At 69.5% G+C, this 17,027-nt stretch carries 15 protein-coding genes; all 15 read right to left on the reverse strand.

Translation table 11 applies throughout. The annotated features are described in order from the left end of the window. Positions 1–205 precede the first annotated feature (205 nt). Entirely contained in the window at positions 206–859 is a 654-nt protein-coding gene (locus AC1RQF_RS29115; protein WP_273997897.1) for an ankyrin repeat domain-containing protein, read from the reverse strand. 89 nt (positions 860–948) lie between these two features. Continuing rightward, the gene (locus AC1RQF_RS29120; protein WP_492873538.1) at positions 949–2,484 is read right to left on the reverse strand and encodes a catalase; all 1,536 of its coding nucleotides are present in this window, start codon (positions 2,482–2,484) and stop codon (positions 949–951) included. Positions 2,485–2,789: 305 nt separating this feature from the next. Then, positions 2,790–3,797 carry an alpha/beta fold hydrolase gene (locus AC1RQF_RS29125; RefSeq protein ID WP_492873540.1) on the reverse strand — a complete coding sequence of 336 codons (1,008 nt, stop codon included), beginning with the start codon at positions 3,795–3,797 and terminating at the stop codon, positions 2,790–2,792. A gap of 4 nt (positions 3,798–3,801) precedes the next feature. Next, positions 3,802–4,218, reverse strand: coding sequence for a PaaI family thioesterase (locus AC1RQF_RS29130; RefSeq protein WP_273997902.1), 417 nt, complete (start codon positions 4,216–4,218; stop codon positions 3,802–3,804). Between the two features lie 24 nt (positions 4,219–4,242). Beyond that, positions 4,243–5,985 (reverse strand): fatty acyl-AMP ligase, encoded by a 1,743-nt coding sequence (locus AC1RQF_RS29135; RefSeq protein ID WP_492873541.1) that lies wholly within the window; start codon positions 5,983–5,985, stop codon positions 4,243–4,245. Then, entirely contained in the window at positions 5,982–6,956 is a 975-nt protein-coding gene (locus AC1RQF_RS29140; protein WP_337995273.1) for an amidohydrolase family protein, read from the reverse strand. The genes AC1RQF_RS29135 and AC1RQF_RS29140 overlap by 4 nt, the downstream gene beginning before the upstream one ends. Positions 6,957–6,968: 12 nt before the next feature. Further along, the gene (locus AC1RQF_RS29145) at positions 6,969–7,958 is read right to left on the reverse strand and encodes an acyl-CoA desaturase (protein ID WP_492873543.1); all 990 of its coding nucleotides are present in this window, start codon (positions 7,956–7,958) and stop codon (positions 6,969–6,971) included. Between the two features lie 16 nt (positions 7,959–7,974). Next, complete coding sequence (locus AC1RQF_RS29150) at positions 7,975–8,883, reverse strand: class I SAM-dependent methyltransferase (RefSeq protein ID WP_273997908.1); 909 nt, start codon at positions 8,881–8,883, stop codon at positions 7,975–7,977. 101 nt (positions 8,884–8,984) lie between these two features. After that, a complete protein-coding gene (locus tag AC1RQF_RS29155; protein ID WP_273997910.1) occupies positions 8,985–9,257 on the reverse strand; it encodes an acyl carrier protein in 273 nt (90 codons plus the stop codon). Positions 9,258–9,284: 27 nt separating this feature from the next. Further along, positions 9,285–10,262: an acyl-CoA desaturase gene (locus AC1RQF_RS29160; protein ID WP_492873545.1), complete on the reverse strand. Its 978-nt coding sequence runs from the start codon at positions 10,260–10,262 to the stop codon at positions 9,285–9,287. Between the two features lie 649 nt (positions 10,263–10,911). Further along, positions 10,912–11,835 (reverse strand): metal-dependent hydrolase, encoded by a 924-nt coding sequence (locus AC1RQF_RS29165; RefSeq protein ID WP_492873547.1) that lies wholly within the window; start codon positions 11,833–11,835, stop codon positions 10,912–10,914. A gap of 30 nt (positions 11,836–11,865) precedes the next feature. Next, complete coding sequence (locus AC1RQF_RS29170; protein ID WP_492873549.1) at positions 11,866–13,653, reverse strand: SDR family oxidoreductase; 1,788 nt, start codon at positions 13,651–13,653, stop codon at positions 11,866–11,868. 38 nt (positions 13,654–13,691) lie between these two features. After that, on the reverse strand, positions 13,692–14,579 hold the full coding sequence (locus AC1RQF_RS29175; protein ID WP_492873550.1) for a M24 family metallopeptidase: 888 nt from the start codon (positions 14,577–14,579) through the stop codon (positions 13,692–13,694). A 214-nt stretch (positions 14,580–14,793) separates the two neighbouring features. Next, positions 14,794–15,570 (reverse strand): slipin family protein, encoded by a 777-nt coding sequence (locus AC1RQF_RS29180; protein WP_492873552.1) that lies wholly within the window; start codon positions 15,568–15,570, stop codon positions 14,794–14,796. Further along, the gene (locus AC1RQF_RS29185) at positions 15,567–17,012 is read right to left on the reverse strand and encodes an NfeD family protein (protein ID WP_273997919.1); all 1,446 of its coding nucleotides are present in this window, start codon (positions 17,010–17,012) and stop codon (positions 15,567–15,569) included. The genes AC1RQF_RS29180 and AC1RQF_RS29185 overlap by 4 nt, the downstream gene beginning before the upstream one ends. Between the last annotated feature and the right edge of the window lie 15 nt (positions 17,013–17,027).

Below are 17,027 nucleotides of genomic sequence, written 5' to 3' on the forward strand. Positions count from 1 at the left end.
CGCCATCGGCGGCGTTGCGCCGATGGCCAGACTTCCCGTATCGAGAAACAACCTCTTGACGCTTCACAGCTAGCGCACGGAGGCCCCGGGTAATGCACGTCGTGCAATTACCGATCGGCGGCCTGACGAGAGAGTGAAAACGGTGCGCGTGTTCATGACCTGCAGTGTGTCGGCGGCGCAGGCGCTTGTCAACGCTCGCGTGGCGTTACGGGCGCATCCGCAGCGTCTGGTCGGCATTCGGCGTGGCGCCCAGGCGTTCGAGCGCGGCAGCCGCGTCGCGGTTGCCTTGCAGCAGCGCGGTTTGCAGCGCGGTCCGGCCGAGCGCGTCGACGTGGTCCGGATCCGCGCCGCGCGCGACGAGGGTCGGCAGCAGGTCCAGGCGACCGAACAGTGTCGCGAACGACAGCGCGGTCGCGCCCGCGTTGTTGGTCTGGTCGATCGGGCAGCGCGTCGCGATCAGCGTGCGCGCGATCGCCGCATCGCCCTTGAAGATCGCGCCCATCAGCGCGGTGTTGCCGTGCCGGTCCGCGGCGCACGGATCGGCGCCCGCGCGCAGCAGGTAGGTGAGCGCATCGCTCTGGCCGCGATACGCGCTCAGGATCAGCGCCGTGTACCCTTCGCGAGTCCTGGCGTCGAGCGGATAGCCGGCGTCGGCGAGCGCCTGCAGGATGTCGATGCGGCCGAGACGCGCCGCCGCGAACCAGGTGTCGTCGTAATCGCGCACGGTTTTGGGCGCGGCGCTCCGGAGCGCGGCCGTGGAGGGCGGTTCGATGTGCGCGCAACCAGCGGCGACGAGCAGCAGCGCGGCGAGCGCGCCCGCGCGCCAGGCGCGCGACGTGAAAATCGAGCGAGGATTCATCGTGGCAAGGCCCGCACGTCGTGCGGGCGCGCTTGAAGGAGCATCGGGTCGGGGACGCGGCATGCCGCGTCCCCGGGCGGGGCGTGGGATCAGTGCTCGACGAGCTGGTCCGCGAGCGATTTCACGCGCGACACGTCGGCCTGCGTGGCCTTCGCGAGGCGTGCGCCGTAGTCGGCGTCCGCCTTGTAGAAGTACGACAGCATCGTGTACTTGTTCCGGTCGTTGGTCACGCGTCGCAGGTCCGCCGACAGCGCCGTCACGAGATCCTGGCGGTCACGCTCGGACAGCGCGCGGTAGTACTCGCCGGCCTGCCTGAAGTTCAGCGTCTTGTGGATCGCCGCTTGCTGCGTGACGCCGGAGAGCGGCGTCTGGACGTACTTGTAGCGCGGGTTCTGCGCGATCTCGTTGAGGGTCGACGGTTCGTAGTTCACCTCGCCCTGGCGGCCGCCGCCGTTCATCGCGCCGTCCTGGTTGTTGCTGACGACCGGCACGCGCGGGCGGTTGATCGGCAACTGGCTGAAGTTCGCGCCGAGCCGGTACATCTGGGTGTCCGCATAGGAGAACACACGGCCTTGCAGCATCCGGTCCTCCGACGGCTCGATGCCGGGCACGAGCCGCGACGGCGCGAACGCCGATTCCTCGGTGCTTTCGAAGAAGTTGTCCGGTACGCGGTTCAGCGTGAGCGTGCCGACCTTGCGCTCCGGCACATCGCTCCAGACCTTGGTGTCGTCGAGCGGATCGTAGTCGTACTTGCCGAGGTCCGCGGGCGAGAGCACCTGGATATACAGATCCCACTTCGGATAGTCGCCAGCCTTCAGCGCGCCGTACAGGTCGTTCGTCATCAGGTTCCAGTCCGCGCCGACCGAGCCCGGGATGTCCTTCGGCCGCATGCCGTGGATGCCCTGCGCGCTCTTCCAATGGAACTTCACGTAGTGCACCTGGCCTTGCGCATTGACGAACTTGAAGGCGTGCACGCCGAAGCCGTCCATGTGCCGATAGGAATCCGGCATCCCCTCGGGGGTGTACAGCCGGGTCAGCATGCTGGTGGCTTCGGGCGTGTGCGCGAAGAAGTCGAAGGCGAGGTTCGGATCCTGCACGCCGGTGACCGCGCTCGGCTTGTTCGCGTGCACGAAGTCCGGGAACTTGATGGCGTCGCGAATGAAGAAGATCGGCCAGTTGATGCCGACCAGATCCCAGTTGCCCTGCTCGGTGTAGAACTTGACCGCGAAGCCGCGCGGATCGCGGGCCTGCTCGGGCGAGCCGCGCGAGCCCATCACGGTCGAGAAGCGCACGAACACAGGCGTGCGCGTGCCGGGCGTGAACACCTTCGCCATCGTGAGATCGGCGAGATCGGCGCTCGGGACGAATTCGCCGAAAGCGCCGGTGCCGCGCGCGTGCACGACGCGCTCGGGGATCCGCTCGCGATCGAAGCGCTGCAGTTTTTCGATCAGGTGGGAGTCTTGCAGCAGCACCGGGCCGTTCGGTCCGGCGGTTTGCGAATTCTGGTTATCGCCGACAGGCGAGCCATTGTCGCGCGTGAGGTCGGCGGCCGAGGCCGTGGTCGCGAGCGCGACGCAGGCGGCGGCGACGAGACCCAGGCGCAAACGGTTCGTGGCGGTGGACATGTCGTGGGAACTCCTTGATGACAATCAGGTTGGTGAAACCGATTGCATTACAAGAGATCGTCGGACGATATGCCAATTGAAATTGGGTATGGCGGCGATAGGCGTGGAGAACAGGCGCGCGAGATGCGATGACTTCCGGGGCGTTTGCGGTTCGATGCGCGGGGTGAAGCGGGTTCGGCCATCACACGCTTGAAAGATTAATCATGCAGGAATGCGAATCGTATATCGATGGGCGCGACGCACCGGGGCGGAGCGGAAAGCGGCGGCGGCGTCGCCGCCACGCCTCCCGCCGCGACCGCATTGCTTCAACCGGCCTCTCCCTCCGACGGACCGACGACCGACGGCACATAATCCGGCGCGGCGAGCCAGTCGAGCAGCAGGCGCGAGAAGGCCGGGCAGTCCTCCAGTTCCGGCGAGTGCCCGGCTCGGTCGAAGCCGCTGTGCCGCACCACGCGGCGCAGCGTGCGCGACAACGAAGTCTTGTCGCTGTGGCGATGCGTGCGATCGGCATGTCCCCAGGTGAGCAGCGTCGGCTGATCGATCTGAACCTCGGGCGGCGCGTCGCGATAGAACTGCTGCCACAGCGAGGCGAGACAGCAGAACGCGCCGCTGTCGAGCGCTGACAACAGCGTGGGCGTGAAGTCCCGATACCGATCCTTGGCCATCGCCGCGCGATACCAGCCGACCCCGATGCGCCGCGTACCCAACATACCCGCGAGTTGACCCACGAGCGGGCGCGACAAGGTATGGTCCGCGTCGACATAGTTCGCCCAGCTGACCTGCTGCTCCCACGCGACGCATTGCCACAGCAGCAGCTTGGCGATCCATGCGGGCCGCTGCGCGGCGATCTGCAGCGCGATGTGCGCCCAGACGCACGAGAACGCAAGCAGATAAGGGCCTTCGTCGAGCACCAGCAGCAGTTCGTCGATCGCGGTCCGGTAGTTGTCGAACGTGAAGCGGAAGGCGCGGCGCGGCACCGAATAGCCGAAGCCGGGCGGCTCCAGGCAGACGACCCGCGCCTCGGGCGCGAGCAGCGAGACGAGCGCATCGAAATGCTCGATCACGCTCGGCGGATCGCAGACCAGCACGATGGTCGGCTGGCTGCCGATGCGCGCGCCCGTCACGCGCACCCGCATCGCGCAGTTCGACACGTCGACGATGCGCACGCCGTCGCGCGCATGCGCGGCCGGCCCGCGGCGGATCCGCGCGGCGCGCGCGCCGAGCCGCAGCGTGTCGAGCCAGGTCGTGTCGATGGATGCGCCGAGGCGGCTGACGGGGCGCGCTTCGACACGGAGATCGGACGAAGTGCTCATCGCGTCACCGGGTCGGCCAGAGGATCATCTGCGTGCAGCGGAACGTCGCGAGCAGCTTGCCTTCATGGCGGACCAGCGCGTCCCACACCTGGGTCGTGCGGCCCGCATGCAGCGCGCGCGCCTCGCAATGGATCACGCCGTCGCGCGTGGTGCCCATGAAATTGCTTTTCAGCTCGATCGTGGTGAAGTTCGTCGCGCCTTCCGGCAGGTTCGCGAAGCAACCGTAGCCGCATGCGGTGTCCGCCATGCTCACGAGGGTGCCCGCGTGCAGATAGCCGTTCGGCGCGAGCAGCGACTGGCGGACGTCGAGTTCCGCCTTCAGGTACAGACCGTCCAGTTCCGTGATGACCATCCCGAGCAACCCGGGCAGATAGTCCTTGCCGAGGCGATTGAAGTAGTCCGCATCCCGTTGTTCCGACATTGCTTGTCTCCGTGGTTGAGCCGTTCAGGCTGGATCCGCATGCCATTGCGCGACGATCGGCAGCGCGCCGCGCAGCAGCAGGTCGCGGCAGGCGTGGCGCTGGACCTTGCCGCTCGTCGTCTTCGGCACCGCGGACGGCGGCGTGAAGAGAATATCGTGCACGACGATGCCGTGCCGCTGCGTGATCGCGCGGCGCAGGCGTTCGAAGTGGCCGCCGCGCGCCGCCTCGGCGTTGTCGCGGAATGCGGGCAGGTGGCGCGCCCGCAGTTCGCGCACCACCGTCACGCGCGGCGCGGCCTGCCGCGCGGCGTCGACCGCGAATACCGCGCAGCCGCCCGGGCGGAACACCTCCGGATCGAGCGTCTCGATCGTCGCTTCGAGATCGTGCGGGTAGTGATTCGCGCCGCGGATGATCAGCATGTCCTTGAGCCGACCCGTCACGACCAGCTCGCCGTCGCGCAGGTAGCCGTAGTCGCCCGTCCGCATGAAGGCGCCCGCGACGCCCGCGACCCGCGCCGAGAAGGTTTCCCGCGTCAGCGCGGGCTGCCCCCAATAGCCTTGCGCGACGCTCGGCCCGCTCGCCCACAGTTCGCCGACTTCGCCGTCCGCGCAGCGCTCGCCGGTGCGCGGGTCGACCACGAGCAGCATGCTGTCCTCGGCCGGCGCGCCGCACGCGACGCCGGCGTCCGGTGCGCCGACCGGCCCGGGCGCATCGCCGCGCAGCGGCGCGCCGGTCGTGAACAGCGTGTGCTCGGCGAGCCCGTAGCAGGGATAGAACGCGGCGGCGTCGAAGCCGCAGCGTGCGAAGCGGGCGGCGAACGCGTGCAGCGTGCGGGCTCGGATCGGCTCCGCGCCGACGAAGGCGAGACGCCAACTGGCGAGATCGAGACGGTCGAGATCGCTGTCGGCGATGCGCATCGTCGCGAGCATTTCGTAGGCGAAGTTGGGGCCGCCGCTCGTGGTCGCGCGGAATGTGCTGACCGTGCGCAGCCAGCGCAGCGGATGCTTGAGAAAATCGAGGTGCGACATCAGCGCGACCGGAAAGCCGGCGTAGAGCGGCTGCAGGATGCCGCCGATCAGTCCCATGTCGTGATACGGCGGCAGCCAGATCGCGCCCCGGCTGCTTGCATCGTGCCCGAAGCGGCGCGCGATCAGCGCCGAGTTGTGCATGAGGTTGCGATGGCCGATCATCACGCCCTTCGGCGAGCCGGTGGAGCCGGACGTGTATTGCAGGTACGCGGGTTGCGCGGGATCGGGCGAAGCGGTCGGGTCCAGGGGCGCGGCGGTCGGTTCGTCGAGGTCGGGCGCGTCGACGGCCAGCCACGGCAGGCGCGTGAGTGGCTGCATCGGCGCGCCGGGTTGCGCGCAGGCGTCGCGCTCCGCCGCGGTGCCGAGGATCACGGCCGGCGCGCAATCGGCGACCATCGCGATCAGGCGCGGCAGCGTGCGCACCGCTTGCGCGGGTTCGATCGGGTACGCGGGGGCCGCGATCACGCCCGCATACAGGCAGCCGAACAAGGCGACGATGTAGTCGAGCCCGGGCGCGAACAGCAGCAGGGCGCGGTCGCCGGGCCGCGCGCGGGCCAGCAGACGCGCGGCGAGCGCGGTCGCGCGCCGGTCGAGTTCGGCGCAGGTCAGCACCTGCGACGGTTCGTCGCCGAAGCCGACGAAGGTGTAGACCGGCAGATCGGGCGTGGTTCGCGCGCGGTGGCGCGCGAGCGCGACGAAGTCCCGGCATGCGTCGATGTTCCGGTCCGCGTCGTTCATTCGTTCGCTCCCTGCGCGGCGGCGGCGCTTTCCCGCTCCGCTTCGCGCGGTGCGCCGAACAGCGCGGCCGCGTTGTCCCACAGCACGCGCTCGAGAACCTCGGGCGGCAGGTAGCGCGTCAGCTGGCGGATTTCCAGATCCCAGTCGTAGGGCACATAAGGGAAGTCGCTGCCGTACAGGAAGCGCGTCGGCCGGGCCTGCATCTGCGGCACCAGCTGTTCGAGCGCGGGGCGCCACGGATCGGGCAGCGGCGGATGCATGCCGCGCGGGTAGCGCGCCGGCACGAGCGGGCGCACATCGGGAATCGTTTCACCGATCGCGACGCGGTGGCCGCCGAACGCCATCGCGGTATCGAAGTGCAGGTTCGGGAATTCGTCCATCAGGTCGAGATAGGCCTGCACTTCATCGTAGCCGATGTGCGGGACGATGATCCTGAGCGCGGGGCGGCGGCGCAGCGCGCGCCGGAATCGATCGACATTGCAGAACGCCCTGACCGCATCGAGCGCCGCGTTGTTCTTCGCGACCGCGCCCGAATGCAGGTTGACGACCTTGCCGCGTTCGGCGACGGCGTCGAGGATCGACGCGAGCGCGGGATCGTCGGGCGCCATCCGCAGCAGGTGGCAGTGCAGCTTGATGCCGGCGAAGCCCAGCGTGTCGAGCGCGCGCTCGACTTCGCGCACGCAGTCCTCGTCGCCCGGGTGCACGGTGCCGAACGGCACCACCTGCGCCGGATGCCGCGCATGGAGGCCGGCCATGAAGGTGTTCAGGAAGGGCGCGATGCCGGGCTGCGACGCATAGCAGATGCCCGCGACGCGCTCGACGCCGTGCGCGGCGAGAAACGCGAGCGCGGCGTCCGCGAGCAGCTGGTAGCGGATGTCCCACGCATCGCGCGCATAGTTTTTCCAGACGAGCTTCGCGACGGAGTCGGGGAGCAGGTGGACGCGGGCGTCGAAGATGCGCGGGGTGGTCATGGCGGGGTCCGTTCAGTCCTGGGGTTTCGCGCCGGCGCCGGCTTTCTTGCGGACCGTCGCGGGATCGGGATGCTGGACGTCCCAGACGAGGCCCAGACGTTCGAGCAGCGCGATCACCCAGGCGGTCACGTCGATTTGCCACCAGCGCAGCCGCGTGCTCGCAAACTGCGGGAACGCGTGGTGATTGTTGTGCCAGCCCGCGCCGAGCGTGACGAGCGCGAGCCAGAACAGGTTGCCGCTCGCGTCGCGGCCCGGGTAGGGGCGCGCGCCGAACAGATGGCCGGCCGAGTTGACCGCCCAGACCGCGTTCGTCGCGAGGAACACCCGCACGGTGCCGCCCCACAGCAGGCCGAGCAGCGCGCTTTTCCACGACAGATCGACGAGCCCGTCGATGAGCATCGGCAGCAGCAGGCCGAGCACGAGCCAGTAGTCGTAGGCGTGATGGATCCGCAGCAGCACGGGGTCGCGGTAGAGATCCATCGCATAGCGGTTCCAGGCCGGCGGCCGGGCCCGCTCGGGCGTGAACAGCCAGCCGACGTGACCTTGCCAGAAACCGGTCAGGCGGCCGCGCAGGCCCGGCCCGCCGAGCTGCGGCGTGTGCGGATCGCCGGGCCGGTCGGTATGCGCATGATGCTTGCGGTGGATCGCGACCCACCACATCAGCGGCCCCATGTACGCGAGCGAACCGAGCACCGCGAGCGCGACCTGGGTGGCGGGCGTGGCCTTGAACGCGCGGTGCGCGAAGTAGCGGTGCAGCGCCAGTTCCATGCCGAGCAGGTTCAGCACGTAGAAGCCGGCGAGCAGCGCGAACTCGCGCGGACGCGGCGCGGGGCCGCCGAGCGCCCACGACAGCAGCGCGGCCAGCGTGCCGAGCGTCGGGATCAGCGCGACGCCCAGGTGCCGGAGGCGCGACGCGACCGACAGGTGGGCGTCGTCGGCCGCCGACGCGCTCGGCGGGGCGGGCGCGCGGCGGGGGGCGTCGAGCAGCGAGGGATCGTCCATCGTGGCGCCCGGGCGGTTACGACGCGCGCGCGCCGAGCCGGTTCGGCTCGATCCGGCGGAACGTGATCCGGTACAGCGCGAACGCGCCGAGGTCGAACGAGTAGCTCATGGTCCGGTACATGCGCTCGTAGCGTTCGATCACATGCAGCGGCGCGAGCGCGAGCGCGCGGTCGCGGTTCGCGCGCAGATTCTCGAACCAGGCGCGCATGGTGCGCGTGTAGTCGTGCCGGTCGTTGCGCACCAGCTCCACCTCGAACAGCATCTCCGACGCGCGCACGATGTCCGCGAGATACGGCAGGTCGGATTCGGGGAACACTTCGTGGGCGATGAACAGGTCGGTGTGCTGCCGGTCGCGCGGCACGTCGCCGTAGCCCATGGTCTGCAGCGACATGCGCGCGCCCGGCTTCAGGAACGCGTGGCACTTCTCGAAGTAGTAGCGGTAGACCTCGAGCTTGTCCTCGTCGATCTTGGCGAAATGCTCGAACGCGCCGAGCGAGATGATGCCGTCGAACGGCTCGTCCGGTCGGTAGTCCTGCCAGTTCTTCAGCAGCACCTCGATGCCGGGATGGCGATAGCTGTCGTGGATATGGCGGATCTGTTCGTTGGACAGCGTGAGCCCGACCGCCTGCCCGACGCCCGCGACCGTGACGAGCCGGTTGAGCAGCGCGCCCCAGCCGCAGCCGATGTCGAGCACGCGCGCCGCGCCGCGCGCGCGGATCTGGTCGATGTGATAGTCGAGCTTGCGGATCTGCGCTTCCTCATGCGTGTCGCCCTCGTGGTACATCGCGCACGAGTAGTTGCGGCCGCCTTCCTGCGCGAGCGCGAGGAACGCGTTGCCGATGTCGTAGTGGTATTGGATGGCGTCGGCGGACGCACCGAACGCGGGGCCGGCGGCCGGCCGCGGCGTATCGACTTCCGGTGTCATGGGCTTGCTCCTGATGGGGGCCGACGGGTCGGCGGGCGGATTGCGTGCGAAGTCGCGCGCGGGGCCCGTGCGCGGTGCGGCGCGGGCGGCGCGCGGGGCGTTCAACGGCCGGCGAGGGCGCGCGAGAGCTGCGCGATCGTCGGGTGCTCGTAGGGCAGGCTCGGCGACAGCTTGCGCTTCAGGTAGTCCTCGAGATCGCCGACCATCCGCAGCGCGGCGGCCGAATCGAGGCCGTAGTCGATGAACTCCTTGTCGAGGTCGATCGCGTCGCGGCCGATACCGTTCTGGTTCACCAGGTACGCGATCATCCAGTTCTGGATCTCCTGCGCGGTTTCCGCATCGGGCTGGACGGCCGTCATAGTCGCTTGCGTCATCGGGAATCTCCGTGAGTGGCAGAGGGGTCAGGAAAGGCGCTTCTTCTCGATCAGTTCGGCCGGCGGCCGATTGACCTCGGAGACGAGGCGCAGCGCTTGCAGCACGCGCACGAACAGGCCGCCCGGGTCGAGCTGCCACCAGTGCAGGCCGGTGAACGCCGAGCCCGGGAACGCGTGGTGGTTGTTGTGCCAGCCCTGGCCGAAGGTGGGCAGCGCGAGCAGCAGGCTGTTGCGGCTGCGGTCGTGCGCGGTGGTGGCGAAGTCGCGCCGGCCGATCACGTGGCAGAACGAATTGAGCGCCCAGATGCAGTGGCTGACCGCGAAGATCCGCACCAGGTCGCCCCACAGGAAGCCGAGCAGCACGCCGCTCCACGAGCGCGCCGCGAGGCCGCAGACGAGCGGCGGCACGACGAGGCCGATCACCACCCAGCGGTAGTACAGCATGTGCTGGCGGAACACGAGCGGGTCGCGATAGAGGTCCGGGACGTAGCGTTCCCAGCCGTCGGGGCGCGTGGAGCGGCCGACGAACAGCCAGCCGAAGTGGCTGTGGTACAGCCCTTGCAGCAGGCCGCCCGCGCTGGCGCCGGACAGGTGCGGCGAATGCGGGTCGCCGGGGCCGTCGCTGGTGGCGTGGTGGCGGCGATGGATCGCGGCCCACCAGTTGACCGGGCCGTGCACGCCCATCGAACCCATCGCGATCAGCGTGGCGCGGACCCAGGGCCGTGCGTTGAACGCCTTGTGCGTGATGTGCCGGTGAAAGCCGACTTCGAGGCCGAGCGCGGTCGCGAAGTAGAACACGCCGAACACGGCCCATTCGACGGGGCCCGGGCCGTGCCCCGCGATCCACAGGGCGATCGCGAGCGCGGTGCCGACAGCGGGCAGGGCGACGATGATCAGCGCGAGCGCGCGGTCGAGACGGGCGGCGGGCGCGGTGTCGGCGCCGCGCAGCGCATTGTCGATCGTGTGCTCGTCACCGGCCGGCGACGGCGGTTGGCCTGCGCTCATCAGGTATCCCTCGGGTGATTGGCGTGTTCTTCAACCGGTCCGGCCTGACGGCTTTCCGATTGTCATTATTTCGAAGCGTGTCGTGAATACAGGTGATATCTGTTTGTTATGGTGTGGTTATTTTTCTGCAAACATGCGCGAAGCATGATGCATTCTTTGGATATTTAAAATGAGAAGTCAAGGAAGATCGGGATAGAGGGAGGATTCCAAACGGCGGGATTTTGTTTGAATAAAGTCGTTAGGGGAAGGATGGTGGAATGGCGGGGGAGGAGAGGGTTGGCCGGCAGGGCAAGGCGTGGGCCGGCGCGCGGAATCGGGTGGTTTTGGGGTCTGATTTTATTCGATTCGACTTTTCATGCGGGAAATCGAGGTGCCGGGATGAGTGAAAATGTCGAGTCCTGATGCGCGTGATATGGTCGGTAAAAAATATCGATTTGTCGTGAAATGGACAGCGGCTATTTCGTGGCATTTTTCTTATTCATTGTCTTGTCCGGCGCGCGGCGAGGTTTTGCGCAGGCGCGGGGATTGATCGACTCATCGCGGGCCGCGCCGCATGCGCCGACGGACGAAGTCCATTCGACGGCGCGGGTGTCGACGCCGGGCTGGCCGATGCATGCCCTGCGTCGCCGTCGACGATGCGGCCGCCGCGTCAACCTTCCCCCGCCGCCCGCCTTGCCGCCCCCCAGTTCCCGCCGTGCGCGGCGGCTTGCGCGGCGGGCGAGCGCGCGAGATAGGCGAGCGCCTGCGCGGTCGAACCTTCGGCGTGCGGCGTATACCCGGGCCGGTAATACCGCAGCGCCGCCGCGATCATCTTCCAGAACGACGGCAGGTGGCCGCGCCGCGAGCCGCGCCACCATGCGATCGCGAAGCCCGGATAGCGGCCCGCCGCCGGATCGCGCCGGTACATGAACTTCGCGCCCGTCGCGACGAAATACAGCAGCAGCACGATCACGAAGCTCATGTGCAGCGCGCGTTCGAGGTAATGGCCGCCCATGTGCCGGTAGATATCGAACGCCACGGTGCGATGCTCGACTTCTTCCGCGCCGTGCCAGCGCAGCAGGTCGACCATGGTCGGATCGGCGTTCGCCTCGTCGAGCGCGCGCGCGTTCAACACCCAGTTGCCGAGATAGCCGAAGAAATGTTCGAGCGAGGCGATCACCGCCAGTTGCTGGCGCAACCAGTAGCGCGTCTTGCCGAGCTCGGCCGCGAAGCCGAACGCCTTCTCGCCGAGCATCTTGCCGAACAGCCAGGCGAGGCGTTTCGTGAACGGCTGCGTATCGATCCCATGCCGTTCGTAGTAGTGCTTGAGCACGCCGCCGTGCGAGCGCGAATGCACGGCCTCCTGACGCAGGAAGCCTTCCGCGTCCGCGCGCAGCGCTGGGTCGTCGATCAGCGGCAGCGCCTTGTTGTATACGCGGCAGAACCACAGCTCGCCCTCGGGAAACAGCAGGTTCAGCGTGTTGATGATGTGCGTGCTGGCCGGGTCGCCCGGAATCCATTGAATCGGCGTCGCGCTGAAATCGAAGCGCACGTGGCGTGCCTTGATCAGATGGTGGCCGTCGGGTGCGTTCATGGGAGTCTCCGTTGATATCGGGTCCGCTGCTCAGTGCGCGGCCATGTTGAGTCGCGCGATCAGCCGGCCGAGCCACGGCATGAAACGGCCGATGAAACGCATCGCATGCGCCTCCGCGCCCACCGCGACGAGCGGCCGGTCGCGCTGCACGGCGTCCGCCATCGCGCGCGCGACGGTCTCCGGCTTCATGCCGCGCATCTGGTAGAGCCGCGTCGCGCGCTGCCGCAGGCGCGCTTCGTCCTGCGCGCTCGCGCCCGCGTAGTGCGTCGACGCCATGATCCCGGTCTCCGCGAAGCCCGGGCACACGGCGGTCACGCCGATCCCGTGCTCCGCCAGCTCCGCGCGCATGCATTCGCTGAGCATCAGGACGGCCGACTTGGTGGTCGCATAGGCGGGCAGGTCGCGCGACGGGCCGAACGCGGCCGCCGACGCGGTGTTGACGATATGCCCGCCCGCGCCGCGCGCGACCATCCGGCGCGCGAACAGGCGCGAACCGTGGATCACGCCCCACAGGTTCACGTGCAGGATCCGCTCCCAATGCGCGGCGCTGGTGTCGAGGATGCCGCCCGCCATGCCGATGCCGGCGTTGTTGACCACGATGTCGGCGCCGCCGAGTTCGCGGTCGACCCATTCGGCCAGCGCCTCCATCGCCTCGGCGGAGCCGACGTCCACGCGCCGCGCGTGCGCGCGCGCGCCGAGCAGGCCGACCAGCAGCGCGGTGCGCTCGGCGCCGGCGAGGTCGATGTCGACCGCGACCACCGTCGCGCCGCGTTTCGCGAATTCGAGCGCGGCGCAGCGGCCGATCCCGCTGCCCGCGCCGGTGACCACCGCGAGCTTGCCGCTGAACGGGCCGCTCGGATTGGCGCGGCGCGCGCGCGCGAGCGCGGGCGGCTCGACGCCGTGTTCGACCGCGTCGATCAGTTCCTGTGCGAAGCCGGCGAAGCGCGCCGGGTCCGCGACCGGCAGCCAGTGCCGCGCGGCCACGGTACGGCGGTAGTAGCGCGGCACCCAGCGCGACAGATCCTCCGACAGCGCCGGGCTCACGTACTTGTCGCCGAGCGGCACGATCACCTGCACCGGTGCGTGCGCAAAGCGTCCGCGCGGCGCGAACAGGCAGCGGATGAAGTTCGCGCGGTACAGGCGCACGCCGCGCGCGCCGTCGCCGGCCTGGGTCGGGCGCGGCGCGATCGCGGTGCGCTCGACCCGGCGCAGCAGCCGCGGCCAGGCGCGGCCGAGCCACAGGCGCCAGCTCCATTCGGGCAGCAGCGGCAGGTGGAACAGGTACACGTACCACGAGCGCAGCAGTTGTCCGCCGAGCCGGCCGAGCGCGGCGGGCGACGGCCGCGATAGTTGCCGGCGCAACCAGTAGCCGACGTGGTCGAGGCACGGTCCCGAGCACGAGGTGTAGGAGGCGATGCGGCCGGCGAGACGCGGCTCGGTGACGAATTCCCAGCCCTGGATGGAGCCCCAGTCGTGCCCGATCAGATGCACGGGCCGGGTCGGGCTGAACGCGTCGAGCACCGCGGCGAAGTCGTCGACGAGCCGCGCGAGCCGGTAGTCGGCGGTGCGCGGCGGCGCGCTCGACAGGCCCGCGCCGCGCACGTCGTAGGCGATCACGAAATGCTGCTTCGCGAGCAAGGGCGCGACCGCGTGCCAGACGCTGCTGTCGTCCGGATAGCCGTGCACGAGCACGACGGCCGGGTGCGCGGGGTCGCCCCAGGTCTTGACGGCGAGCGTGACGTCGCCCGAGGGCACGGCGGATTCGGTGTACACCGCTTCAAACAGCGCGAGCGGCGCTTCGTCGGAGAGAGGCTGCATCGTGGGACCGTGTGGAAAGGGGAAGGGCGCGGCGGGCCTCAGGCGGCCTGCTCGCGCGCGGCGGCGGCCGCCTCCTGGCGGCGGTTCCAGCGCCGCACGTGCGGCAGGTCGTCGTCGAGCCAGTAGGCGTCGTCGTCGGTGATCACCAGCAGTTCCTCGAATTTCGCGCCGACGCCCGCGAAGCCGAGATGCGGTTCGACCGCCCACAGGCCCGGCGTGGGCGCGTGCGCGGAGCGCCGGTCGATCGACCACAGCGGCGACCAGCCCTGCTGCTTGCCCGCGAGCCGTTGGTCGAGCATCAGGTTGCGGGTCGAGTTGAGGCCGAAGCGCGCGACGAAGCGCGGCTTCGCGGGGGCGTGCAGTTTCGCGACGCGGTGCGCGAGCACCTTGAACGGGTAGGCCTTGTGGCGCGGCGCGACGCCCTGGCGCCGGCACAGCGCGTCCACGGCCTGCGCGACTTCCGCGAGCGTGCGGCGCTCGCGCACCAGGCCCACGATCAGTTCGCGATGCGCGATCAGGTCGTCCTGCAATTGGTCGAGGATCGGATTGCGGCCGAGGCAGTGCGCGTAGCCGACGTCGGCGACCACGCCGTCGACGACGGGCGCGACGTCGAGGATGATCGGCATGTCGGGTTCGAGCCGGCGGTTGCTCGGGAAGAACGCGAGATTGAAGCCGCCCAGGTGTTTCAAACCGGAGAAGCCCTCGAACGCGGTGCGGTCGCCGAACCAGGCGAACGGCTTGTGCAGCCAGTCGCGCACGCCGTGGTCCTGGGCCCATTCGATCAGGAGGCGCGCGGCGTCCTTCTCGGTCATGCCCGGCTGCAGCATCGCGCCGACCGTTTCGACGCATTGGTAGGCGAGCCGCTGGATGGCGCGGAACTGCGCGAGTTCGTCCGGATGGACCGTGGGCAGGGCGTGGTCGGCCATGATGCGTCGTCTCCTGGTGACAGCCGGCCGAAGGAGGCGAGCGCGTCCGCCTTTTAATGAGTCAGCTCGAACTGTGTCATTGGTCAATGTAAATATCTTATACCAGTGAGCGACGGACGCGAGCCTTTAGAAAGGAGTATTTCTCCTAATCCGGTCGAGCGGCGGCGCGCCCGCACCCCAGGGGACGGATCAGGCGGCGCGCGCCGGGGTGGGCCTACGACGGGGATTTCGGCGTGCCGAGGCGTTCCAGCACGGCGTTGAGCAGATCCACCGGCAACGGAAACACGATCGTCGAATTCTTGTCCGCGGCGATCGTGGTCAGCGTCTGGAGATAGCGCAACTGCATCGCCTGGGGCTGCAGCGCGAGCCGCTGCGCGGCCTGCAGCAGTTTCTCGGACGCCTGCAATTCCCCCTCCGCGTGAATCACCTTCGCGCGCCGCTCGCGCTCGGCCTCCGCCTGACGCGCGATGGCGCGGATCATCGTCTCGTTGAGGTCGACGTGCTTGATCTCGACCATCGACACCTTGATCCCCCACGCGTCGGTCTGCGCATCGAGCGCTTTCTGGATGTCGGCGTTGAGCTGCTCGCGCTCGGCGAGCAGCGCGTCCAGCTCGTGCTTGCCGAGCACCGAGCGCAGCGTGGTCTGCGCGAGCTGGCTGGTGGCCTCGAAGTAGCGCGCGACCTGGATCACCGCCTTCTCCGGATCGACGACGCGGAAGTACACGACCGCGTTGACCTTGACCGAGACGTTGTCGCGCGTGATCACGTCCTGCGGCGGGACGTCGAACACGACGGTGCGCAGGTCGATGCGCACCACCTGCTGGACGATCGGCACGATCAGCACGAGGCCCGGCCCCTTGACCTTCCAGAAGCGGCCGAGCATGAACACCACGCCGCGTTCGTATTCGCGGAAGATCCGCACGGCCATCGCGACGAGCACCAGTGCGAGCAGGGCCAGCAGGCTGCCGAAGCCGAAGGTGAAACTGATCATGAAGGTTCTCCTGGTGCGGACGGCGGGTCGTACAGCGGCGCGACGGTCAGCGTGAGGCCCTGCCGGCCCGTGACGCGGACCCGGTGGCCGGCGGCCAGCGGCGCGCTGCTCGCGACCCGCCAGCGTTCGCCGTGCACGAGCGCCCAGCCGGCCGCCGACGGCGCCGTCGGGCCGCGCGCGGGCTGGTCGGGCTGCAGGCCGTCGTCGAGCACTTCGCCGATGCTGCCGAGGAGCGCCTCGGCGCCCGTCACCACCGGTCGGCGGCGCGCGCGCAGCGCGCCGCCCGAGACGACGAGCACGAGCAGCGCGCCCGTCGCCGCGAGCGCCGCGATCACGGGCCACGGCACGCCGTAGCCGGGCAGGTCGGTGTCGATCAGCATCAGCGCGCCGATCGCGAAACTCGCGATGCCGCCCATGCCGAGCACGCCGAACGTCGGCAGGAATGCCTCGGCGATCAGGAAGCCGAGGCCGAGCACGACGAGCGCGAGGCCCGCGTAGTTCACGGGCAGCAGCTGCAGCGCGAACAGGCCGGTCAGCAGGCTGATCGCGCCCGCGACGCCGGGCAGCACGAAACCCGGGTTCGCGAACTCGAAGAACAGGCCGTACATGCCGACCGTCAGCAGGATCAGCGCGACGTTCGGTTCGGTGATCACGGCGAGCAGCCGGCTGCGCCAGTCCGCGATGCGCCAGTCGAGCGGCGCGTGCGCGGTGTCGAGGCGATGCAGGCCCGACTCGGTCGACACCTCGCGGCCGTCGAGCTGGCGCAGCAGATCGGCGGGATCGGCGGCGACCAGATCGACCACGTGCAGCGCGCGCGCGTCGGCCGCGGGCAGGCTCACCGCCTCCCGTACCGCGCGCTCGGCCCACTCGGCATTGCGGCCGCGCAGCTGCGCGAGGCTGCGCAGGTAGGCGGCCGCGTCGTGGGTGGCCTTGCGGGCCTCGGTCGAGGCCGTGTCGGCGCCGCTGCCCGCGCGGCCGCCCGGCGCGGCCGCGCCCGCCGCGCCGAGCTGCACGGGGGAGGCCGCGCCGAGATTGGTGCCGGGCGCCATCGCGGCGATGTGGCTCGCATAGACGAGGTAGGTGCCGGCGCTCGCCGCGCGCGCGCCGGCCGGCGCGACGTAGGCCGCGACCGGCACCGGCGAGGCGAGGATCGCCTTGATGATCTGGCGCATGGATGTGTCGAGGCCGCCCGGCGTGTCGAGTTGCAGCACCGCGAGCTGCGCGTGCGTCGCCTCGGCATGCGCGAGCCCGCGCACGATGAAATCGGCGCTCGCGGGGCCGATCGCGCCGTCGACCGGAATCATGACGACGGGGGCGGGCGTGGGCGGCGTCGCGGCGAGCGCCGCGCAGACGGCGAACAGGCCCAGCAACAGCAGCGCCGCGCGCGCGAGGCGGGCGGGCAGGGTGCTGGGGTGCCGCGACGATCGATGGTCAACAGGCATGGCGGCTTCCGGCAG

It is taken from the genome of Burkholderia sp. GW821-FHT14F03 (assembly GCF_058803765.1).